Raw genomic sequence first — 22,997 nt, forward strand, 5'->3', positions numbered from 1 at the left:
CAATGGATAAAGTATGAAGAACTGGAGAATGCTGATTCTTGGTGTGGCGATCACCGCTAACACTGCGTTCGCAGCCCCACAGATGGTCGATAAAGTTGCCGCAGTCGTGAACAACGGCGTGGTGCTGGAAAGTGACGTAGACAACATGCTGCGCACGGTGAAGTCACAGGCGCAGCAGGCTGGTCAGCAGCTGCCGGATGACAAAACCCTGCGTCATCAGATCCTTGAACGCCAGGTCATGGATGCCATCATTCTGCAGATGGGCGAAAAAGCCGGTCTGCAGGTGAGCGATCAGCAACTGGATCAGGCGATCCAGAACATCGCCGCGCAGAACCGCATGAGCGTTGATCAGCTGCGCAGCCGTCTGGCCTATGACGGGATGAACTACAACGATTATCGCGCGCAGATCCGCAAAGAGATGTTGATCTCTGAAGTGCGTAACAATGAAGTGCGTCGTCGCGTCACCATTCTGCCGCAGGAAGTGGATACGCTGGCTAAGCAGATTGGCTCGCAGAATACCCAGGGCACCGAACTTAACATCAGTCAGATTCTGCTGCCGCTGCCGGAAAATCCAACCCAGCAGCAGGTTGATGACCAGGAAGCGCTGGCGCGTCAGCTGGTGGGTGAACTGAAAGGCGGTGCCGATTTCGGTAAACTGGCCGTGACCTACTCTGCCGATCCGCAGGCGCTGAAAGGCGGCAACATGGGCTGGGGCAAAATTGAAGAGCTGCCAACGCTGTTCTCGCAGGCGCTGAGCAGCGCGAAGAAAGGCGACATCGTCGGCCCAATCCGCTCCGGCGTTGGCTTCCATATCCTGAAAGTGAACGATCTGCGCGGCGAGAGCAAAAACATTTCGGTCACCGAAGTGCATGCCCGCCACATTCTGCTGAAGCCGTCACCGATCCTTACCGACGATCAGGCACGTCAGAAGATTGAACAGATCGCTGCAGACATCAAGAGTGGCAAAACCACCTTCGCCGCTGCCGCGAAACAGTTCTCCGACGATCCGGGTTCCGCGAACCAGGGCGGCGACCTCGGCTGGGCGTCACCGGAAATCTACGATCCGGCGTTCCGTGATGCGCTGCTGAAGCTGCAGAAAGGCCAGGTCAGTGCGCCGGTGCACTCCTCCTTCGGCTGGCACCTGATTCAGCTGCTGGATACCCGTCAGGTGGATAAGACCGATGCCGCGCAGAAAGAGCGCGCGTACCGTCTGCTGTTCAACCGTAAGTTTGCTGAAGAAGCGCAAACCTGGATGCAGGAACAGCGCGCCAGTGCTTACGTGAAGATTCTGGATGGCAATGGTCAGTAATTATCGTGTGGCGATCACGCCCGGCGAACCCGCCGGGATTGGTCCCGATCTCGCCGTTGCGCTGGCTCAGCGTAACTGGCCGGTTGAGCTGGTGGTGTGCGCAGACGGCGACGTGCTGCGCCAGCGCGCGGCTCAACTGGGTTTGCCGCTGACGCTGCGTGACTATCAGCCCGGCGTGGCACCACAGCCGCAGCAGGCCGGTACGCTGACGCTGCTGCCCATCGCGACGGCGCAGCCGGTGACCGCCGGCGAACTGACGGTCGCCAACGGTCATTACGTACTGGAGACGCTGGCCCGCGCCTGCGACGGCTGCCTCAGCGGCGAGTTTGCCGCGCTGGTGACCGGGCCGGTGCACAAAGGCGTGATCAATGACGCCGGCATCCCCTTCACCGGTCACACCGAGTTCTTCGCTGAGCGCGCCGGTGGCGATCGCGTGGTGATGATGCTGGCGACCGAAGCGTTGCGCGTGGCGCTGGCCACCACGCATCTGCCGCTGAAAGATGTCGCGGACGCCATCACCCGTGACAGTCTGCATGAAGTCATCACCATCCTGCATCAGGATTTGCAGCAAAAGTTTGGCATTTCGCAGCCGCATATCTTTGTCTGCGGCCTCAACCCGCATGCTGGCGAAAGCGGTCACATGGGCCGGGAAGAGATCGATACCATCATCCCGGCGCTCGACGAACTGCGCCAGCAGGGCCTGCAGCTCACCGGTCCGTTACCGGCCGATACGCTGTTTCAGCCGAAATATCTGCAGCATGCCGATGCGGTGCTGGCGATGTATCACGACCAGGGCCTGCCGGTGCTAAAATTTCAGGGATTTGGTCGCGCGGTGAATATCACCCTCGGCCTGCCATTTATCCGTACCTCTGTTGACCACGGCACCGCGCTGGAACTCGCCGGTCTGGGCAGCGCAGAGCCGGGCAGCTTTATTACGGCGCTTAACCTCGCCATCACTATGATCAAGAGCAGTAATGAATAATCGCGTCCATCAGGGGCACTACGCCCGTAAACGTTTCGGGCAGAACTTCCTGAACGATCAGTACATTATCGACAGCATCGTCTCCGCTATTCATCCGCAAAAGGGTGAAGCCATGGTGGAGATTGGCCCAGGGCTGGGTGCGTTAACCGAGCCGGTGGGCGAGCGTCTTGATGCGCTGACTGTCGTCGAGCTGGACCGCGACCTTGCCGCGCGTTTGCAGACGCACCCGTTCCTCGGTCCTAAGCTGACGATTTATCAGCAGGATGCGATGACCTTCGACTTCTCTGCGCTGTCAAAGGAGCAGGGTCAGCCGCTGCGCGTGTTCGGCAACCTGCCGTACAACATCTCGACGCCGCTGATGTTCCACCTTTTCAGCTATACTGGTTCGATTAAAGATATGCACTTCATGCTGCAGAAAGAAGTGGTTAACCGTCTGGTAGCCGGCCCGGGCAGCAAAGCTTACGGGCGTCTTAGCGTGATGGCGCAATATTATTGTCAGGTGATTCCGGTGCTGGAAGTGCCACCACAATCGTTCACCCCGCCACCGAAAGTGGATTCGGCGGTGGTGCGTCTGGTGCCCTTTACCCAGCCACCGTATCCGGTCAGCGATGTGCGTTTACTGAGCCGTATCACCACCGAAGCGTTTGGTCAGCGACGCAAAACCCTGCGTAACAGCCTGGGACACCTGTTCACGGCCGGTGCGCTGGATGAACTCAACATCGACGCCTCGCTGCGGGCAGAAAATGTCACCGTGGCGCAGTATTGCCAGCTGGCAAACTGGCTGGGCAATCATCAGGCTGAATCTGCGGAGAACTGAGTGCATGAGTGAACTGGCCCGCGTTTGTGTTCAGGTACTGAGTCAGTATGTGGAATCGCAATCCTCTCCCGATGAGGATCGCTACGTGTTTGCCTACACCATCACCATCCGTAACCTCGGGCGCAACAGCGTGCAGCTGCGCAGCCGCTACTGGCTAATCACCAATGGCAACGGGCGCGAGACCGAAGTGCAGGGTGAAGGCGTGGTCGGTGAGCAGCCGCATATCGCGCCCGGCAATGAGTTTCAGTACACCAGCGGTGCGGTTCTGGAAACGCCGATGGGCACCATGCAGGGACACTATGTGATGATCGACGAAGAGGGCGAGACCTTCCACGTGGAGATTCCGGTGTTCCGCCTCGCGGTGCAAACCCACATTCACTAATTCCTCTTCCGCCCGGCCAGTCCGGGCGGCGCGTTTTGATCGGACTGACTTAATGAGTACATACCTGATTGGCGATATTCACGGCTGTTATGACGAATTACGTGCGCTGCTGGCGCAGGTCAATTTCGATGCGCAGCAGGACGAGCTCTGGCTGACCGGCGACCTGGTGGCGCGCGGTCCGGGTTCGCTTGAGGTACTGCGCTACGTCAGGTCGCTCGGAGACTGTGTGCGCATAGTGCTGGGCAACCATGACCTGCATTTGCTGGCAGTGTATGCCGGTATCAGCCGTAACAAGCCCAAGGATCGCCTGACGCCCCTGCTGGAAGCGGACGATGCCGACGAGCTGATTAACTGGCTGCGTCGCCAGCCGCTGCTGCAGGTGGATGAAGAGAAAAAGCTGCTGATGGCGCATGCTGGCATTACGCCGCAGTGGGATCTGGAGACGGCACAGCAGTGCGCGCGCGAAGTTGAGGCGGTCTTATCCAGCGACAGCTATCCGCTGTTTCTCGATGCCATGTATGGCGACATGCCGAACAACTGGACACCGGAACTGAGCGGACTGGCGCGCCTGCGTTTCAGCACCAATGCGCTGACGCGCATGCGTTTCTGTTTCCCCAATGGTCAGCTCGACATGATCTGCAAAGAGGCGCCCGCCTCAGCGCCGCCGCCGCTGAAACCGTGGTTCCAGGTGCCCGGCAAAATCAGCAGCGATTATACGCAAATCTTTGGTCACTGGGCTTCGCTGGAAGGAAAAGGCACGCCAGAGCATGTGATCGGCCTCGACACCGGCTGCTGCTGGGGCGGAACGCTGACCCTGCTGCACTGGGAGAGCGGCCAGTATTACACCCAGGTCTCGAACCGTGACCAGGCCATGGCGGAAAGCGCGGTGAATGCGCCCTCCCCCCTGAGCGATATGCAGTAAACAAAAAGCCCCGCGATGTTAGCGGGGCTTTTTTTTGGTCACCATAAATGGCGACCCTACAACGACCATCTGTACCGTGACAGCCATCAGCCTGATATTGCACGGGTTTATCGCGTCAAAAACAGCGCTTGATCCCTGCCTTTGCAGGCTGCGCATTCATGCGCACCTGGCCACTCTCAACGGCGGCGATCCAGAATCTCAAAGCAGTAACTGTGCGAATTCTGCGCATCGGCATCGTGGAACTCACTGAACGTCGACTGCCACTCGTCCGGCTCGTAATCCGGGAACTGGGTGTCGCCTTCCACTTCCGCATCGATATGCGTCAGATAGAGACGATCGGCGCGCGCCAGCATCTGCGCATAAATCCGGCCACCACCAATCACCATGATCTCTTCTGCCTCACCCGCTGCGGCAATTGCCTCTTCCGGCGACGTCACCCAGGTCACGCCGTCATGGTTGCCGGGCTGGCTGCTGACCACAATATTCAGACGTCCCGGTAACGGGCGACCAATCGATTCAAAGGTCAGACGGCCCATAATCACCGGTTTGTTCAGCGTGTTGCGCTTGAACCACGCGAGGTCGGCAGGCAGGTGCCATGGCATGGCGTTTTCCATGCCAATAATACGATCTGCTGCCAGTGCCGCGATCAAACTAATCATGTTAAAAGACCTACAGGAAAAAAATTGGCGCAATGATACGTAAAGGTGAAACTTTCGTCGATAGGACGACCGTGCTATTTACGTAAAGCCCGCTTGGCTCGGCGTTTTGTCTGACCGACAGAGTTTTACTCCGGCTTTGCGGCTGTTAGCGGAAAGAGCCGCCAGAATTCGCGGTGAAGGCGCTACAACTCAGGGTGATGCTCCGCGCTGACCGCGCGCTGTGTAAAGAAAAGCGCACTGTGCCCGCCCCAAAAAAAACGGCTCCCGCAGGAGCCGTTGATTTACGCATCAGAAATCGTAGCGCAGGCGCACCAGATTAACGTTGCCCAGTGATTTATCGGTACTGGAGGTGATCACGTACTCGTAGTCGACGCGGAAACCGTAGTCGAGCTGCGCGCTGACGCCCACGCCGTTATCGATACGCTTGTAGTTACGTCCATTGACGAACTCCAGGCGATCGCCCATGAAGTACGGCTGGATGCTCTTCACAGCATACTGGCCGATCGGGAATTTATAACCGGCGAAGTATTCAACGCCCCACGCATCATCCGCGAAGTAGTTGTTAACGGTGTTGAGTTTGGTTGGCGAGAAGTTCTGATACCAGCCTGCACCGGCGGACAGCGTCCAGTTGTCCGGCGTCCAGCTCAGCGCGGTGCCGTAGATATTCTGGTCGTAACGCTTGCTGTCACCATTGCCCGGATTGCGGATATCCGCGCGGGTGTAGTTCCACGCGGTGCCCCACGCCAGATCTTTGGTGATGTGATAGTTCACACCCAGCGAACCGCCGCCCTTACGCTTGTAGCGCAGGCCGTTGCCCGGCAGATAGTCGTCATCTTCAAACAGATAAGCGGCATAGACATCCGCATCGCCAAAGGTGTTTTTATACTTCAGCATCTTGCGCGAGCGGTAAGATCCGTCGTAGTCACCGTTGATGCCGTTGCCCGGTGCCTGGGCCAACATATCGTAGTCCCAGATATCGGTTTTAGCGCCGACGACATCGTAATAAACGCTGTTCTGCTGGCCAAAATAGAGCTCGCCCAGCGATGCGCTTTTGAAACCGGTATACAGCTGGCGACGCGTGGTGTTGTGGGCACCGTCCGCATAGTGGTTATCCCAGCCCCACCAGGCCGGGAAGTTAACGCCCAGCTCGTAGTAACCCACCCAGCTGACATCGTCAAACAGGTAGTAGTTGGCGCTGAAGCGGAAACGTGAACCGCCGTCGTAGCCGTTACGCTTATACGATTTATCGTTAACCCCGTTCTGATGCAGATACTGCGGACGAATACTGCCGCCCACTTTGAAATCAAGACGGCTAAGCGGATCGCCGGCCTGCGGATCCTGCTTCAGCAGGGTGATTTCCGCCTGACTGGCGAGAGGTGCAGCAACAAGTAACGCAGCCACTGCGCTGAGAGTGAAAGCACGCATTTTCATTTTTATATCCCGTAAAGGTGAGCGCTCTATGATTGAGCAGCGGAATAGTACGGTGCGCTTAGCGGAGAGGTATTTATAATTTTGTGCGGATGCGCCTGAATGTAACTGGTTTCGCATCAACTGATAAAAATTATGTCAAATCAATAGATTTGTAACGTATAACCTTATGCAGCACAGGCAAAACAGGCCAAAAAAAACGGCCCGCGCGGGGCCGTTTAGTCACAGAGCAGGCGGTTTAGCCTTTAATCTGCGCGTGCATTTCCTGCACCGAAATCACTTTTTCGGTCGGATCCGCATTCAGCGCCATCGCGGTAGCAAAACCACCGTTCAGCGTGGTGTCGTAATGCACTTTGTACTGCAGCGCGCTGCGGCGAATCAGTTTAGAATCCTCAATCGCCTGGCGTCCTGCGGTGGTGTTGACGATGTAGGTGTATTCACCGTTCTTCAGGCGATCCTGAATGTGCGGACGCCCTTCGTGCACCTTGTTCACCAGGCGCGGATTGATGCCGGCTTCACCCAGCACCACGGCGGTACCGTGCGTCGCATCCAGCTCGAAGCCAAACTTCTGCAGCTTCGCGGCCAGGTCAACAATACGTTTCTTGTCGCCTTCACGCACCGACAGCAGCGCACGCCCCTGCTTCTTCATATTGCTCTGCGCGCCCAGCATGGCTTTGCTGAATGCTTCTGCGAAAGTGCGGCCCACGCCCATCACTTCACCGGTCGAACGCATTTCCGGACCAAGAATCGGGTCCACGCCCGGGAATTTATTGAACGGCAGTACCACTTCTTTCACCGAGTAGTACGGCGGAATCACCTCTTCGGTCACGCCCTGTTCAGCCAGGGTTTTGCCAGCCATCACGCGCGCAGCCACTTTCGCCAGCGGCACGCCGGTGGCTTTGGAGACAAACGGCACGGTACGCGCGGCACGTGGGTTCACCTCAATCAGGTAAACTTCGTTGTCCTTGACCGCAAACTGCACGTTCATCAGGCCACGTACGTTGAGTTCGAACGCCAGCTTTTCCACCTGCTGGCGCATCACGTTCTGAATCTCAGTGCTCAGGGTGTACGCCGGCAGCGAACAGGCCGAGTCACCAGAGTGCACGCCCGCCTGCTCAATGTGTTCCATGATGCCGCCAATCAGCACGCGTTCGCCGTCGCAAATCGCATCGACGTCCACTTCCACCGCGTCATCGAGGAAGCGATCCAGCAGCACTGGCGCATCGTTGGACACGGACACCGCAGTCTGGAAGTAGCGCTTAAGATCCACTTCGTCATAGACGATTTCCATCGCCCGGCCGCCCAGCACGTAGGAAGGACGCACCACCAGCGGATAGCCAATCCCTGCGGCTTTCTCTACCGCCTGTTCCAGCGTCGCCACCGTGGCGTTAGCCGGCTGTTTCAGTTTCAGGCGATCCACCGCCTGCTGGAAGCGCTCACGGTCTTCCGCGCGGTCAATGGCATCCGGACTGGTACCAATCACCGGGACGCCAGCCGCTTCCAGCGCGCGCGCCAGCTTCAGCGGCGTCTGGCCACCGTACTGCACGATAACGCCTTTTGGCTGCTCGATGCGCACGATCTCCAGCACGTCTTCCAGCGTTACCGGCTCGAAGTAGAGACGGTCTGAGGTGTCGTAATCGGTTGACACGGTTTCCGGGTTACAGTTGACCATAATGGTTTCGTAACCGTCTTCACGCAGCGCCAGCGCCGCATGCACGCAGCAGTAATCGAACTCAATGCCCTGGCCGATACGGTTTGGCCCGCCGCCCAGGATCATGATTTTGTCGCGATCCTGATTAGGATTGGCTTCGCACTCTTCTTCATAGGTGGAGTACATGTAGGCGGTGTCCGTGGCGAACTCTGCCGCACAGGTATCCACGCGCTTGTAAACCGGATGCAGGTTGAACTGATGACGCAGCTTGCGGATTTCACTCTCCGCCACGCCCGCCAGCGTTGCCAGACGCACATCGGCAAAGCCTTTACGCTTCAGCGCACGCAGGAAATCCGCGCTCAGCGAGTTGACACCTTCGCGCGCCACCTGCTCTTCCAGGCGCACCAGCTCTTCAATCTGCACCAGGAACCAGCGGTCAACGTTGGTCAGGTTGAACACGCCGTCGACCGACATGCCGGCACGGAACGCATCAGCGATATACCAGATGCGGTCAGAACCGGCATCTTTCAGCTCGCGGCGGATACGGGTCAGGGCTTCGCCATCATCCAGATCCACTTTCGGGTCGAAGCCGCTGGCGCCCACTTCCAGACCGCGCAGCGCTTTCTGCATCGACTCCTGGAACGTGCGGCCAATCGCCATCACTTCACCAACCGACTTCATCTGCGTGGTCAGACGGTCATTGGCACCGGCAAACTTCTCGAAGTTGAAGCGGGGAATCTTGGTGACGACGTAGTCGATGGACGGCTCGAACGAGGCCGGCGTACGGCCGCCGGTGATGTCGTTCATCAGTTCATCGAGGGTAAAGCCCACCGCCAGCTTGGCCGCGACTTTGGCAATCGGGAAGCCGGTCGCTTTCGAGGCCAGCGCTGAAGAGCGCGACACGCGCGGGTTCATCTCAATGACGATCAGGCGGCCATCTTTCGGGTTCACCGAGAACTGGACGTTGGAACCGCCGGTTTCGACACCGATTTCACGCAGTACCGCCAGCGAGGCGTTACGCATGATTTGATACTCTTTGTCGGTCAGCGTTTGGGCAGGCGCCACGGTGATGGAGTCACCGGTGTGAATTCCCATGGCGTCAAAGTTTTCGATCGAGCAGACGATGATGCAGTTGTCGTTTTTATCACGCACCACTTCCATCTCGTACTCTTTCCAGCCAATTAGCGACTCATCAATCAGCAGCTCATTGGTTGGCGACAGATCGAGGCCGCGCTCGCAAATCTCTTCAAACTCTTCGCGGTTGTAAGCGATACCGCCACCGGTGCCGCCCATGGTAAATGACGGACGAATGATGCACGGGAAACCGACCTCTTCCGCTACTGCCAGCGCTTCTTCCATGGTGTGCGCGATACCGGAACGTGCGGTATCCAGGCCGATGCTCTTCATCGCCACGTCGAAGCGGCGACGGTCTTCGGCTTTATCAATCGCATCGGCGGTGGCACCAATCATGGTCACGCCAAACTCGGCCAGCACACCCTGGCGCTCCAGCTCCAGCGCACAGTTCAGCGCGGTCTGGCCACCCATGGTCGGCAGCACCGCATCCGGGCGCTCTTTTTCAATGATTTTACGCACCACTTCCCAGTGGATAGGCTCGATGTAGGTCGCATCCGCCATTTCCGGGTCAGTCATGATGGTGGCCGGGTTAGAGTTCACCAGAATGACGCGGTATCCCTCTTCACGCAGCGCTTTACACGCCTGCGCACCTGAATAGTCGAATTCACATGCCTGGCCAATCACAATCGGGCCAGCGCCAAGGATCAGGATAGATTTTATGTCAGTACGTTTTGGCATCGTGGGCTCCTGATTACTTCGCGTTAGAACGGTAAGCTTCGATCAGTTCGATAAAGTGATCGAACAGCGGCGCCGCATCGTGCGGGCCTGGGCTGGCTTCCGGATGTCCCTGGAAGCTGAACGCCGGTTTGTCGGTGCGGTGAATGCCCTGTACGGTCTGGTCAAACAGGGAAACATGGGTCACACGCAGGTTAGCCGGCAGGTTGGTTTCATCGACGGCAAAACCGTGGTTCTGCGCGGTGATCATCACGGTGTTGTTATCGAGGTCTTTCACCGGATGGTTGCCACCGTGATGGCCAAGCTTCATCTTCACGGTTTTCGCACCGCTGGCCAGCGCCAGCAGCTGATGGCCAAGGCAGATACCAAACACCGGAATGTCAGTTTTCAGGAAAGCCTGAATCGCGCTGATGGCGTAGTCGCACGGCTCCGGGTCGCCAGGGCCATTCGACAGGAAAATCCCGTCCGGATTCAGCGCCAGCACTTCATCAGCCGGCGTTTGCGCCGGGACAACCGTCAGGCGACAGCCGCGATCCACCAGCATGCGCAGGATGTTGCGCTTGGCGCCGTAGTCATAAGCCACCACGTGGAACGGCAGCGCGTCAGCGCTTTGCTGCTCGGGCAGGCCGCCTTTCAGCGCCCAGCTCCCTTGCTGCCATGCGTAGGTTTCCGCCGTAGTCACTTCTTTCGCCAGGTCCATGCCTTTCAGGCCCGGAAACGCCTGGGCTTTCTGCAGCGCCAGCGCCGCATCCGGGCTGTCGCCAGCGATGATGCAGCCGTTCAGCGCCCCTTTCTCACGCAGCAGGCGCGTCAGTTTGCGCGTATCGATATCGGCGATACCGACAATATTGTTGCGCTGCAGATAGGCTGACAGGCTCTCTTCGCTACGGAAGTTGCTGGTAATCAGCGGCAGATCGCGGATGACGAGGCCCTGAGCATGGATTTGACTGGATTCTTCATCGGCGGCATTGGCACCAACGTTGCCGATATGAGGATAAGTGAGGGTGACGATCTGGCGGGAATAGGAAGGATCAGTGAGGATTTCTTGATAACCGGTCATTGACGTATTGAAAACGACCTCCCCCACTGCCGATCCCGTTGCCCCGATGGCCCGACCGTGGAATTGGGTTCCGTCTTCCAGAACCAAGAGCGCTGACTTAATCAAAACATCCTCCAGGGAATAAACAGTCACAATATCTGCATATTAATTCAAAATGATGCGCTGAATCAATGCAAAAACCGCCTGACCGCTCGATTTTTGGCAAATTGCGCGCATTCTAATGATCGACCTGGTGATTGTCTACCCTGAGTGGTTATTTTTTTGTATATTTCGGGCTACTGAATGTTAAAAGTGAAGCAAGGCGACAAAATAGTGAGAGATCTCCGATAAATAATCGGTTGCCTGACGCAATTAATGGCAAAACACCGGCTGACTGCGTAAATTTTTGACCAAATGGTCAAAAAAAGCCATCTGACACGAGAAAACGCGCAGATAAATCATAAAAATAAGAACCAAAAACAAAAATAACAATCAGATCGCCATTTTACAGACAAAATAAAGGGCAATGAAAACATTGCCCTGTTCAATCAATATCTTACCGATTGAAATAACCACATCACGATGGTTCACAACACTCACAACATCGATAAATCCAGCACATCACGCATATCATAAAGGCCGGATTTTTTATCTTTCAACCATGCGGCGGCTTTAACGGCCCCATTGGCGAAGGTCATGCGGCTGGAAGCCTTGTGCGTAATCTCTACGCGCTCGCCGATATCCGCAAACATCGCGGTGTGCTCACCGACAATATCGCCCGCGCGCACGGTGGCAAAGCCGATGGTTTGCGCCTTGCGCTCGCCGGTATGGCCTTCGCGCGCGTAAACCGCGTGCTCATCCAGCTTCCAGTGCATGGCGTCGGCAATCGCCTCTCCCATCGCCAGCGCCGTACCTGATGGCGCATCCACTTTGTGGCGGTGATGTGCTTCCACAATCTCGATATCCGCATAGTCGCCCATCACTTTCGCCGCCTGCTGTAACAGGTTAAGCACCAGATTGACGCCGACGCTGAAGTTCGCGGCAAACACGATGCCAATCTCTTCAGCCGCTTCACGGATGGCTGCCTTACCGGCTTCATCAAAACCGGTGGTGCCAATCACCATCGCTTTTTGATGCTGACGGCAGAACGCCAGATATTCCAGCGTGCCTTCCGGACGGGTGAAATCGATCAGCACATCGAAATCATTCACCACCTGCAGCAGATCGTCGGTCACCCGTACGCCGGTTTTGCCGATTCCCGCCAGTTCACCGGCATCCGCCCCCAGCAGCGAGGAACCGCTGCGCGCCAGCGCCGCGCCTAACACCACGCCTTCCGCCTGCTGTGCGGCCTGAATCAGATTGCGTCCCATGCGACCCGGCGCACCAACAATAGCAATGCGGATTTCACTCATATTTATTCATTCCTGATACAAAACTATGCATGCAAAGCGTAAACAGGTTAACGGTCAGATAACAGTCACGCCACAATAATAACGGGATAATAAGAATTTTAGGCCAGCCGCGATAGATTATCAGTAAAAGCAATCCCGCCCGCTGGAAGTCACGGCTGAGGTGACAAAGGATAAAGAAAAGGCCGAACATTGTCGGCCTGTTTCTGTCAGCAAATTGAAGTGCTTACTGCACGTTGCGTACGTCGACGCGCAGCTCTTTCGGCACTTCAAACACGATATTCTCTTCACGGCCAATCAGCTCGATCGCCGCTTCGCCGCCCAGCTCACGCAGGCGCTGAATCACCTGCTGCACCAGAATATCCGGAGCTGAAGCGCCGGCGGTAACGCCGATACACTGCACACCTTTGACCCACTCTTCCTGAATATCATCCGCAGAATCAATCAGCTTCGCCAGCTTGCCGGCACGCTGCGCCAGCTCCGCCAGACGATTCGAGTTGGAGGAGTTTTTCGAGCCCACCACCAGAACCACCTCCGCATCCTGCGCCAGCACGCGCACCGCTTCCTGGCGGTTGGTGGTGGCGTAGCAGATATCATCCTTACGCGGTCCGATGATTGCCGGGAAGCGCTGACGCAGCGCATCGATCACGTCCGAGGTATCATCCACCGACAGCGTGGTCTGCGTCATAAAGCACAGGTTGTTTTCATCTTTTACCTGCAGCTTAAACACATCCTCTGGCGACTCCACCAGATACATACCGCCGTTCGGGTTGCTGTACTGACCCATGGTGCCTTCCACTTCCGGATGGCCGGCGTGGCCGATGAGGATCGCTTCCACGCCTTTACGGCTGGCACGTGCCACTTCCATATGCACCTTGGTCACCAGCGGACAGGTGGCGTCAAACAGCATGGTGAGGCTGCGCGCTTTCGCTTCGGCGCGTACCGCCTGGGAAACGCCGTGTGCCGAGAAAATCAGGATGGCGTTGTCCGGTACTTCACTGATCTCTTCAATGAAGATCGCACCGCGCTCGCGCAGACTGCTGACCACATAGCGGTTATGCACCACTTCATGACGCACGTAGATTGGCGCGCCATACATCTCCAGCGCCCGCTCGACAATGCTGATGGCGCGGTCGACGCCTGCACAGAAACCGCGTGGGTTAGCTAACAGGATTTGCATCGCTGGCCTCCAGCACCGGATCGATCTCCAGCACTTCAATCTCGAATTTAATGCGCTGACCCGCCAGCGGATGGTTGAAATCGACGGTAATCGAGTCACCGGAAATTTCACGAATCACGCCCGGCATTTCGCTACCGCCCATGCCGCTGAACAGCATGATGGCACCGACTTCCGGCTCGCCCGCGTCGATGAAATCACGGCGCGAGAAGTACTGGATCAGATCCGGGCTGGCAGCGCCAAAGGCGTCTTCCGGCTCCAGCGTAAAGGCGTGCTGATCGCCCACTTTACGCCCGACCAGCTCCTGCTCCAGCGCCGCCGACAGGCTGCCATCTCCCAGACGGAACAGCGCAGGCTTGCCGTTGGCGCGCGTGGATTCAGCCGTCGAGCCATCCTCCAGCTTCAGTGTAAAATGCACCAGCAGCGCGCTGTCGCGCTGAACGATGTCTGTCATCTGTTACCCTTATTTATTCGTGACCTGTTTGCCTTTCGGGCTGAGAAAGCCCTCCAGCACCACCAGCGCCGCACCGATGCAGATTCCGCAGTCGGCAATGTTAAAGGTGGCGAAGTGCCAGTCACCGACATAGAAGTCGATAAAGTCGACCACAAAGCCGTGCCAGGCACGATCAAACAGGTTACCCAGCGCCCCGCCAATAATCAGCGCGTAGGCAATGTTGGTTAATTTATTGCTGGCGCGATTGCGATACATCATTACCAGCAGCGACACCACAATGGCGATGGCGATACCGGCAAAGAACCAGCGCTGCCAGCCGCCTTTGTCTGCCAGGAAGCTGAACGCCGCGCCATAGTTGTGCGCGTAGAACAGGTTCAGGAACGGCATCAGCGGCTGAGTTTCATGCAGCATCATGTTGTTCATGACCCACTGCTTGCTGGCAAAATCGACCACGATCACCACCAGCACCAGCCATACCCAGCGCAGTCCGGTTGAGCACAGTTTACTCATCAGGCAAATTTCCGCACTTCACCGTTTCCGGCTACGTTGGTGTAGCAACGTCCACACACCGCAGCATGCTCCGGATTCTGGCCGACGTCAGTAGTGTAATGCCAGCAGCGCGGACATTTCTCGCCTTCTGCTTTATGCAGCGCGATTTTCAGACCTTTTAACAGCTCGCTCTGCTGCGCTTCGTCGCTGGCCGTCACGTAATCCGCCACGGTCGCGCCCGAAGTCAGCAGCACGAAACGCAGCTCATCGCCCAGCGCCTGCAGCTTCGCTGCCAGTTCCGGATCGGCGTACAGCGTGACGGTGGCTTCGAGTGCGCCGCCGATGCGCTTGTCGCTGCGCGCCTGCTCGATCACCTTATTCACTTCACCGCGCACTTTCAGCAGCTCTGCCCAGTACGCATCGTTCAGCGCTTCATCCTGCGCCAGACCAAACAGGCCCTGATACCACTCTTCGGTGAACACGTACTGTGGACGCTCACCAGGCAGATAGCCCCAGATCTCATCCGCGGTGAACGACATGATCGGCGCCATCCAGCGCACCAGCGCTTCAGCGATATGCCACAGCGCGGTCTGGCAGCTGCGACGCGCCAGGCTGTCGCCCTTCGCGGTGTACTGACGATCTTTGATCACGTCGAGATAGAACGAGCCCATCTCGATGGAGCAGAAGTGCATCAGACGCTGCACCACTTCGTGGAAATCGTAGTTCTCGTACGACTGCACGATGTCCTGCTGTGCCGCCAGCGCACGGCCTACGGCCCAGCGATCCACCACTACCATTTCTTCCGGGCTGACGCAGTCGGTCGCCGGGTTGAAGCCAGCAAGGTTCGCCAGCAGGAAGCGCGCGGTGTTACGGATACGGCGATAGCTGTCGGCGGCCCGTTTCAGGATTTCGTCAGATACCGCCATCTCACCGGAGTAGTCGGTTGAAGCCACCCACAGACGCAGAATATCCGCACCCAGCTTATCCATCACGTCCTGCGGTGCCACGGTGTTGCCGATGGATTTCGACATTTTGCGGCCCTGACCGTCGACGGTGAAGCCGTGGGTCAGTACCTGACGGTAAGGCGCTTTGCCTTTCATCGCCGTGGAGATCATCAGCGACGACATGAACCAGCCGCGATGCTGATCCGAGCCTTCCAGATACATATCCGGTGCGTGCCCGTCAAATTCTGGACGCGCATCCACTACCGAGAAGCTGGTCGATCCGGAGTCAAACCAGACGTCGAGGGTATCCGGCACTTTGACGTAGTGATCGGCGTCATCGCCCATCAGATCGCGCGGATCGAGATCCCACCACGCCTGAATACCGTCCTGCTCGACGCGCTGCGCCACTTTCTCCATCAGCTCCAGCGTATCCGGGTGCAGCTGCTCGCTCTCTTTATGGACGAACAGCGCCATCGGCACGCCCCAGGTGCGCTGACGCGAGATGCACCAGTCCGGACGGTTAGCGACCATCGCTTCGATACGCGCCTGGCCCCAGTCCGGGATCCACTGCACGCCTTTGATCTCTTTCAGCGACTGCGCACGCAGGCCTTTCTGATCCATACTGATAAACCACTGCGGCGTAGCACGGAAGATGATCGGCGTTTTATGACGCCAGCAGTGCGGATAGCTGTGCAGCAGTTTTTCCACGTGCAGCAGCGCGCCTTTCTCCTGCAGCAGCGCAACGATCATGTCGTTGGCTTTAAATACGTTAACGCCATCCAGGGTTGGATAGGTGCCCGGCAGATACGCGCCGTCCGGTCCGACCGGGTTAGCGGTTTCGATGCCGTACTTCTGGCCGATCACATAGTCATCCGGACCGTGGCCTGGCGCGGTGTGCACCGCACCGGTACCGGCGTCCAGCGTGACGTGCTCGCCCAGCACCACTTTCGACTGGATCTGCTCGAGGAACGGATGCTGGAACAGCTGCAGCTCCAGCGCGGCGCCTTTGCACTCGCCCAGCACCTGCCACTCGCTGATGCCCGCGCGTTTCAGCACCGATTCCACCAGATCTTTCGCGAGGATCAGGCTGCGGCCGGCAATCTGCACCAGCTGGTAGTCGAATTCCGGATGCAGCGAGATGGCGCGGTTTGCCGGCATGGTCCACGGCGTGGTGGTCCAGATAACCAGTGAAACCGGGCCTTCTGACGCCGCAACGCCAAACTTCGCGCGTACCGCATCGGCGTCCAGCGCGTTAAACATCACGTCGATAGAAGGTGAGGTTTTGTCGTAATACTCCACTTCCGCTTCCGCCAGCGCGGAACGGCAGTCCATGCACCAGTGCACCGGCTTGGCGCCTTTGTGCAGATGGCCATTACCGATGATCTTGCCCAGCGCGCGAATGATGTTGGCTTCGGTCTGGAAATTCATGGTCAGATAAGGACGATCCCAGTCGCCGAGCACGCCAAGGCGGATGAAGTCCTTCTTCTGGCCTTCAACCTGCTCCGCCGCGTAGTTGCGGCAGGCTGCGCGGAATTCAGCTGCGCTGACTTTCTCGCCCGGCTTGCCAATCATCTGCTCAACTTTGTGCTCAATCGGTAAGCCGTGGCAGTCCCAGCCGGGAACATACGGCGAGTCAAAGCCCGCCATGCCTTTCGACTTAACGATAATATCTTTCAGAATCTTGTTAACTGAGTGACCAATATGAATGCTGCCGTTCGCATACGGAGGGCCATCATGCAGGATAAAGGTTTTTTTCCCTTTTTTGGCTGCGCGGATGATGCCGTACAGGTTGTCATCATACCAACGTTGCAGCATTCCCGGTTCGCGTTTGGCCAGATCGCCACGCATCGGGAACCCCGTTTCCGGCAAATTCAGGGTAGATTTATAGTCACTCATCAGATTCTCGGTTCCGTATTTCGGTCATTAAACCGGTGTTTTTAGCCCAAAAAATTGGCGGGCCGTCACCACATCTTTCGCAATTTGTTCTTTCAGCGCGTCCAGCGAAGCGAAACGCTGTTCGTCGCGAATCTTCTGCTTCAGCACCACCTCAATGTGGCGCCCATAAAGATTCATATGTGTGTCGAGCAGGTGAACTTCAAGCTGCTGACGCAGACCTTTTACCGTCGGGCGCGTACCAATGTTTGCCACGCCGGGAATCGGCTGCTCGCCCAGCCCCAGCACTTCTACCGCAAAGACACCTTTTACCGGCGTCACGGTGCGACGAAGCGGGAGATTGGCGGTCGGGAATCCAATGGTGCGTCCCAGTGCATCACCGTGCACCACGCGGCCAGAAATACTGAACGGATGACCGAGCAGCTGCTGCGCCTGAGCAAAATCGTCCTGCGCCAGCGCCTGACGTACCGCCGTACTGCTGATACGTTTGCCGCCATCACAATAGGTCTGGGTGCTGATGACCTCAAAGCCATACTCCGCACCGGCTTTCTGTAATAACAGGAAATCCCCCTGGCGACCAGCGCCAAACCGGAAATCATCCCCCACTGCGAGGAATTTCACATTGAGCTTGTCGACCAGCAGTTCGCTGATAAAGCTTTGTGCTGAGTGTGCCGCAAAACGGCGATCGAAGCGCACGCACACCACGGCATCAACGCCGGCCAGTGCGAGATATTTGAGCTTTTCACGCAGACGCGTCAGGCGCGCCGGCGCTTTGTCGCCGGCAAACAGCTCCAGCGGCTGTGGCTCAAACAGCATCACCACCACCGGCAGGTTGCGTTTACGTCCTTCGGCAATTAACTCCGCCATCAGCGCCTGGTGGCCGCGATGCACGCCGTCAAAATTACCAATGGTCAGGACGCAGCCGCGATGCTGCTCTTTCAGATTGTAAATACCGCGGATAAACTTCATGGCTGACTCAAACCGGTGGAAATCGGCGGATTATACCCTTGAATAGCGTTCAGGTTAACCCGTCTGCGTGCCTTTCCTGCGCCTGATTCAGCGTCAGGCGCCCGCTGGCTGGCGGCTCCGGCCCCATCACAACAATTTTGTTGCGAAATACTGTATTCAGAGCGGTGTTGCTGGTAGAATCTTGCGCCATCAATTACGTAAGCGGGTGTCGTGGTTAAAACGACGCTTTATTGCACAAATCCATTGACAAAAGAAGGCGCAAAAGGCATAGTCCTCGGCCTTTGATTTGTCCATATAGAACACATTTGGGAGTTGGACCTTGGCTAATATCAAATCAGCTAAGAAACGCGCCGTAACATCTGAGAAACGTCGCAAGCATAACGCGAGCAATCGTTCTATGATGCGTACTTTCATCAAGAAAGTATACGCGGCTATCGCAACCGGCGACAAAGCTGCTGCGCAGAACGCATTCAACGAAATGCAACCAATCGTGGACCGTCAGGCTGCTAAAGGTCTGATCCACAAAAACAAAGCTGCACGTCATAAAGCAAACCTGACTGCTCAGATCAACAAACTGGCTTAATCGCCGTCTGTTTATCGCTTTGTTAAAAGAACCGGCGCTTCGCCGGTTTTTTTATGCCTGCGATCCGTGGCTGAACAGCGCGCTGAAGTCGCGATGGCAAATGCGCTGCACCGCCGGATGCTGAATCATGCGCCCGGCAAAAATAACGTGATACTCCTCCATCACCGTCTCCAGCCTGCCGATCTCGCGCACGCTATCGTCACGATAGACGTCATCCCCGTACAGCGTCGGTGCGACAAAGATCGCATTGTTCTGCGCGCCAAACGCCTTCATCAGCGCCGCATCATCAAATTCACCGAGAATCTCAACCTGTAACCCCTGGCTGTGGATCCAGTTCAGCAGCTTGCGCCCCAGCATCGAACGCCGGCCGGGCAACAGCAGGCGCCGCTGCTCCAGACAGGCCGGAAACGGCAGCTCAGGCAGTGGCGCATTACACCAGAAGCTAACCGGACATTCGCCGAGCTTGACCGAAAACAGCCCGGCCTGCTGGGTTGAATCTATCGGGCAGTCGGAGAGGATCATATCCAGCTTATGCTGGCTGAGCTGCTCCAGCAGCATTTCATGCGTTGATTCAAAGCAGCGCAGCTGAATTTTCTCGCCGGCCATCACCACCGTTTCCAGCACCTTGCTCACCAGCTGTTTTGACAGCGCATCCGCCACGCCAACATCAAACAGCAGATGCGACTCCTTGCGGTAGTTAACGATATCGAGCATTTCCTGGCTGAGCATAAACATGCGATCGGCATAGCGGAACACCAGCTGCCCCAGCTCGGTGGGCACCAGGCCGCGCCCCTGACGGCGAAACAGCACGCCATTCAGCTGCTCTTCCAGCGCTTTGATCTGGCCGGTTACGGTCTGCGGCGTGAGGCACAGCACTTCAGCGGCGCGCACCACCGAACCGGTTTTGCACACCTGCCAGAAGTAGTAGAGATGATTAAAATTGAGCTGATTCATACCATAAAGGAGGCTTGCGCCTCTCCTTATTAGCGCAGTTTGATGCGCAGCAGCGTATAACCTATCACCGCCGACAGCAGTGAACCGCTAAGAATGCCCAGCTTCGAGAACGTCACCAGCTGTTCATGCGCGGCGTCAAACGCCAGCGAGCTGATGAAGATCGACATGGTAAAGCCGATACCGCACAGCACGCCGATTGCCATAATGTCGCGAATGGTGGTGCTGCCCGGCAACGCCGCCAGCCGCAGCTTCACCGCCAGCCAGCAGAACAGCGTGATACCTAACGGTTTACCAATCAGCAGACCGAGGATAATGCCAAGCGGCTCCGGCGACAGCACATCGCCAAAGGTGATGCCGCTGAGCGAGATGCCGGCGTTGGCGAACGCGAACAGCGGCAGGATCAGCCAGTTCACCCACGGCATCAGCCCGTGCGCCAGGTGCTCAGCCGGTGAGTGTCCCTCTTTTTCCTCCAGCGGCACAAAGAAGCCCACCACGACGCCCGCCAGCGTGGCATGCACGCCGGACTTCAGCACCGCGGTCCACAGCACCACGCCCACCAGCATATACACCGCGATGTTGCGTACGCCGCAGCGATTGAGGATTGCCAGCAGCACGATGGCACCGGCTGCCACGCTCAGCGACAGCACCGACAGATCGCTGGTGTAGAACAGCGCAATAATCACGATGGCACCGAGATCGTCAATGATCGCCAGCGCCATCAGGAACACTTTCAGCGCCGCCGGTACGCGACTGCCAAGCAGCGCCAGCACGCCGAGTGCAAAGGCGATGTCGGTGGCGGTCGGGATGGCCCAGCCGTTGCGGGCAATGTCGTTATCGTGGTTGAACAGAAGGAAGATGAGCGCCGGTGCGACCATCCCACCCAGCGCTGCAATCACCGGGAAGATGGCACGATCGCGGCTGGCCAGCTCGCCGCTGATCAGCTCGCGCTTCACTTCGAGGCCAATCAGCAAAAAGAACAGCGCCATTAGCGCATCATTAATCCACAACAGCAGATTTTTGCTGATATCCAGCGCGCCGAAGCGAATTTGTACCGGCTCCGCCAGCAGGTTTTGATAGCCCTGCGCGGTGGCAGCATTATTGGCCAGCACCATCGCCGCCACGGCCGCCAGAATCAGCACCATGCCGTTACTGGCGTCACTTTCGATAAAGCTTTTCAGCAAGCTTCGAATACTACGGGGTTTGTTCACAACTCCTCCTGAGCAGAGACATTTGGTGGAGAAGTTTAGCGGCTGAGACACCTCGTTAAAAGCAGCTTATGTCTCGTTTATTACTCGGAATTTCCGAGCAAAGGCTTAAAACGGGAAATGAAGGGGTGCGCGGGCACGATAAATCGCGCCGCGACGGAATTGAGCGGCTGGCAGATTCTTTACTTAACCGGCGTGAAGGAAGCCAGGCGCGCCATCAGGCCTGATGGTTGGTGCAGGTCAGCAGCGTCACGTCATCGCTATGCTGCTGGGGCAGCGCATTGTCGCCGGCAATCTCGTGCTGGGCGCAATGCGGCTGATGCGGATGCAGGCCGCCTGGCGGTGAGAAAGGCTCAGCCATCTGGGCACTTGCCAGCGCGGAAAACGCCACAAGCGCTGTTGAAAGTAACAACGGTAGAAGTCGCATAATTTTTTGTCTTTTCACTATAACGGTCCGGAATGGACCAGGCATGCAGGTGATAATCCAGCCTGAGAGGTAGCAAACAGTGTTTTCCACGGTCAGTCAGGTTTCAGTGAAGGATTTTACGCCACTCAGGCGCAGGAATTTATAAAATCGTGCGGTTTATCACAGTTTACCGCACGATTTATGCATTATCCGACTTTGACCGGAATGTAAAAGGTGCCCTGCAGCAGATCCGGCGTGCTGTAGCGGAGATCGAGCTTAATCAGGTCCTTGCCCGGCCGCCGCGCCACGCCGAGCGCAGGCAGATGGTTGTAGTACACCTCTGCGGTGAACGCATTGATCTCTTCCGGCGCGCCGTGCCAGTCAATCTCCGCATACAGTCCGCTTTCACCGGTCCAGTTCTGTACATTGCCGGTCAGCACGTCGGCGTACTGGCTCTCCAGCGCCTGAAACAGGCTGATATGCTGCTGATCGCTGGAGTTAACCCCCGGGCTGAACTGAAAACCCAGCCAGCCACGCTGCACGTGCTGGCCGGCGAAGGCGATGAAATCACGCGTATGCTGCGCCACCACGTGATTGTGGTGGTCAATGTATTCGCCGAAGCGGCACTCCCACTCGATCACTTCTCCGCACAACTTCAGCTCCGGCTTCTCTGCCAGGCGCGCACTCACCCACTGCCGCTGAGTTGAGATGCGGCTGTGGAAGTCTTTCATCTGCATCTCAGGAATGCGGCGGTAAGCACCCGGCGTCATGGCGAAGTGGCTTTTGAACACCCGGGTAAAATTTTGCTGATTATCAAAGCCAAACCGCACGGCGATATCGATAAGCGGCATGCTGGTCAGGCGCAGCGCCATGGCAGCGAGCGTCAGGCGACGTTTGCGCGTGTACGAGGCCAGCGTCTGGCCGGTCATCTCTTTGAACATGCGCTGCATGTGCCACTTGGAGTAACCGGATTTCAGGGTAATCAGATCGATGTTGAGCTCGTCGGTCAGATTGGCCTCGATCCAGTCCACCAGATCGTTGATGTACTGTTTTTTCAGATTCAGGCTGAGCATTTTTTTTAATTGAATGGGTTGGGAAAGGCGGTGCTTTTGCGTAATCCGTCACATAAATATAACAAAATCGTATGGATAACGTAAGGAAGAGTAAAGACAGCGAGACGCGAAAAGCATTAATTGCTTAGGTAACTAACCTTTTATCGTCTTAACGGCATCGCATCATTGAGCAGTGATTTGCCTGCGCACCCTGTGAAAATCGTGCATCACCTTGTCAGGTCGCCATTGAGGGCGACCGATAATACCGGGCAGGCGTGCCTGCCCTCATCGACCACTCAGTGCGAACGCATGCCCGCTGCCGTCATCATCATACGAAACAGTGATGCCACCACGCCCAGTGCCAGCACGCTTGCGCCGTAGATGATTACTAACCACAGCACGCGCTTCCACCAGGGGGCTTTCGTTTCAGTGGGGTTGCTCATATTGCTGACCTCGGTTTGCAT

Annotated in this window: 21 protein-coding genes; 6 read left to right on the forward strand and 15 right to left on the reverse strand. The window is 57.1% G+C overall.

Features of this window, described 5'->3' with window-relative positions:
* The first annotated feature begins 13 nt into the window (after nucleotides 1-13).
* From surA to apaH, 5 genes are read left to right on the forward strand one after another with little or no spacing between them, the layout of a single operon-like run.
* Nucleotides 14-1,309, forward strand: coding sequence for a peptidylprolyl isomerase SurA (surA, locus tag C1N84_RS15525; RefSeq protein ID WP_031279707.1), 1,296 nt, complete (start codon nucleotides 14-16; stop codon nucleotides 1,307-1,309).
* On the forward strand, nucleotides 1,299-2,291 hold the full coding sequence (gene pdxA / locus C1N84_RS15530; RefSeq protein ID WP_264441640.1) for a 4-hydroxythreonine-4-phosphate dehydrogenase PdxA: 993 nt from the start codon (nucleotides 1,299-1,301) through the stop codon (nucleotides 2,289-2,291). The genes surA and pdxA overlap by 11 nt, the downstream gene beginning before the upstream one ends.
* Nucleotides 2,284-3,108 (forward strand): 16S rRNA (adenine(1518)-N(6)/adenine(1519)-N(6))-dimethyltransferase RsmA, encoded by an 825-nt coding sequence (gene rsmA / locus C1N84_RS15535; protein WP_021507587.1) that lies wholly within the window; start codon nucleotides 2,284-2,286, stop codon nucleotides 3,106-3,108. Before pdxA ends, rsmA begins: the two co-directional genes overlap by 8 nt.
* Before the next feature lie 4 nt (nucleotides 3,109-3,112).
* Nucleotides 3,113-3,490, forward strand: coding sequence for a Co2+/Mg2+ efflux protein ApaG (gene apaG / locus C1N84_RS15540; protein WP_021507588.1), 378 nt, complete (start codon nucleotides 3,113-3,115; stop codon nucleotides 3,488-3,490).
* 52 nt (nucleotides 3,491-3,542) lie between these two features.
* A complete protein-coding gene (gene apaH, locus C1N84_RS15545; RefSeq protein ID WP_058780428.1) occupies nucleotides 3,543-4,412 on the forward strand; it encodes a bis(5'-nucleosyl)-tetraphosphatase (symmetrical) ApaH in 870 nt (289 codons plus the stop codon).
* A gap of 176 nt (nucleotides 4,413-4,588) precedes the next feature.
* Here apaH and folA read toward each other — a convergent pair whose 3' ends face one another.
* The 10 genes from folA to ribF form a co-directional block, all read right to left on the reverse strand.
* On the reverse strand, nucleotides 4,589-5,071 hold the full coding sequence (gene folA, locus C1N84_RS15550; protein WP_031279709.1) for a type 3 dihydrofolate reductase: 483 nt from the start codon (nucleotides 5,069-5,071) through the stop codon (nucleotides 4,589-4,591).
* A 288-nt stretch (nucleotides 5,072-5,359) separates the two neighbouring features.
* Nucleotides 5,360-6,502 (reverse strand): porin, encoded by a 1,143-nt coding sequence (locus tag C1N84_RS15555; protein ID WP_058780427.1) that lies wholly within the window; start codon nucleotides 6,500-6,502, stop codon nucleotides 5,360-5,362.
* A gap of 235 nt (nucleotides 6,503-6,737) precedes the next feature.
* Nucleotides 6,738-9,962, reverse strand: coding sequence for a carbamoyl-phosphate synthase large subunit (carB, locus tag C1N84_RS15560; protein WP_021507592.1), 3,225 nt, complete (start codon nucleotides 9,960-9,962; stop codon nucleotides 6,738-6,740).
* Nucleotides 9,963-9,975: 13 nt separating this feature from the next.
* Nucleotides 9,976-11,124: a glutamine-hydrolyzing carbamoyl-phosphate synthase small subunit gene (gene carA / locus C1N84_RS15565; protein WP_031279710.1), complete on the reverse strand. Its 1,149-nt coding sequence runs from the start codon at nucleotides 11,122-11,124 to the stop codon at nucleotides 9,976-9,978.
* Nucleotides 11,125-11,594: 470 nt separating this feature from the next.
* Nucleotides 11,595-12,410: a 4-hydroxy-tetrahydrodipicolinate reductase gene (gene dapB / locus C1N84_RS15570; RefSeq protein WP_058759647.1), complete on the reverse strand. Its 816-nt coding sequence runs from the start codon at nucleotides 12,408-12,410 to the stop codon at nucleotides 11,595-11,597.
* Between the two features lie 223 nt (nucleotides 12,411-12,633).
* A complete protein-coding gene (gene ispH / locus C1N84_RS15575; RefSeq protein WP_021507596.1) occupies nucleotides 12,634-13,587 on the reverse strand; it encodes a 4-hydroxy-3-methylbut-2-enyl diphosphate reductase in 954 nt (317 codons plus the stop codon).
* Nucleotides 13,568-14,038, reverse strand: a complete 471-nt coding sequence (fkpB, locus tag C1N84_RS15580) for an FKBP-type peptidyl-prolyl cis-trans isomerase (RefSeq protein WP_021507597.1) — start codon at nucleotides 14,036-14,038, stop codon at nucleotides 13,568-13,570. The genes ispH and fkpB overlap by 20 nt, the downstream gene beginning before the upstream one ends.
* Nucleotides 14,039-14,047: 9 nt before the next feature.
* Nucleotides 14,048-14,548: a signal peptidase II gene (gene lspA, locus C1N84_RS15585; RefSeq protein ID WP_021507598.1), complete on the reverse strand. Its 501-nt coding sequence runs from the start codon at nucleotides 14,546-14,548 to the stop codon at nucleotides 14,048-14,050.
* A complete protein-coding gene (gene ileS, locus C1N84_RS15590; protein WP_088516070.1) occupies nucleotides 14,548-17,367 on the reverse strand; it encodes an isoleucine--tRNA ligase in 2,820 nt (939 codons plus the stop codon). The genes lspA and ileS overlap by 1 nt, the downstream gene beginning before the upstream one ends.
* A gap of 27 nt (nucleotides 17,368-17,394) precedes the next feature.
* Nucleotides 17,395-18,333: a bifunctional riboflavin kinase/FAD synthetase gene (gene ribF / locus C1N84_RS15595; RefSeq protein ID WP_058774845.1), complete on the reverse strand. Its 939-nt coding sequence runs from the start codon at nucleotides 18,331-18,333 to the stop codon at nucleotides 17,395-17,397.
* A gap of 319 nt (nucleotides 18,334-18,652) precedes the next feature.
* Here ribF and rpsT point away from each other — a divergent pair, with 319 nt between their 5' ends.
* Complete coding sequence (rpsT, locus tag C1N84_RS15600; protein ID WP_013507813.1) at nucleotides 18,653-18,916, forward strand: 30S ribosomal protein S20; 264 nt, start codon at nucleotides 18,653-18,655, stop codon at nucleotides 18,914-18,916.
* Nucleotides 18,917-18,967: 51 nt separating this feature from the next.
* Here rpsT and nhaR read toward each other — a convergent pair whose 3' ends face one another.
* The 5 genes from nhaR to C1N84_RS15625 all read right to left on the reverse strand — a co-directional run bounded on the left by nhaR (nucleotide 18,968) and on the right by C1N84_RS15625 (nucleotide 22,997).
* Nucleotides 18,968-19,870 carry a transcriptional activator NhaR gene (gene nhaR / locus C1N84_RS15605; protein ID WP_104093991.1) on the reverse strand — a complete coding sequence of 301 codons (903 nt, stop codon included), beginning with the start codon at nucleotides 19,868-19,870 and terminating at the stop codon, nucleotides 18,968-18,970.
* Between the two features lie 29 nt (nucleotides 19,871-19,899).
* Nucleotides 19,900-21,078 (reverse strand): Na+/H+ antiporter NhaA, encoded by a 1,179-nt coding sequence (gene nhaA / locus C1N84_RS15610; protein ID WP_059012758.1) that lies wholly within the window; start codon nucleotides 21,076-21,078, stop codon nucleotides 19,900-19,902.
* A gap of 214 nt (nucleotides 21,079-21,292) precedes the next feature.
* Nucleotides 21,293-21,436 carry a hypothetical protein gene (locus tag C1N84_RS15615; protein ID WP_021507604.1) on the reverse strand — a complete coding sequence of 48 codons (144 nt, stop codon included), beginning with the start codon at nucleotides 21,434-21,436 and terminating at the stop codon, nucleotides 21,293-21,295.
* A 251-nt stretch (nucleotides 21,437-21,687) separates the two neighbouring features.
* Nucleotides 21,688-22,554: a helix-turn-helix domain-containing protein gene (locus C1N84_RS15620; RefSeq protein WP_058759653.1), complete on the reverse strand. Its 867-nt coding sequence runs from the start codon at nucleotides 22,552-22,554 to the stop codon at nucleotides 21,688-21,690.
* A gap of 275 nt (nucleotides 22,555-22,829) precedes the next feature.
* The gene (locus C1N84_RS15625) at nucleotides 22,830-22,997 is read right to left on the reverse strand and encodes a DUF2474 domain-containing protein (RefSeq protein ID WP_064511421.1); all 168 of its coding nucleotides are present in this window, start codon (nucleotides 22,995-22,997) and stop codon (nucleotides 22,830-22,832) included.

The organism is Pantoea sp. SGAir0418 (assembly GCF_043529865.1).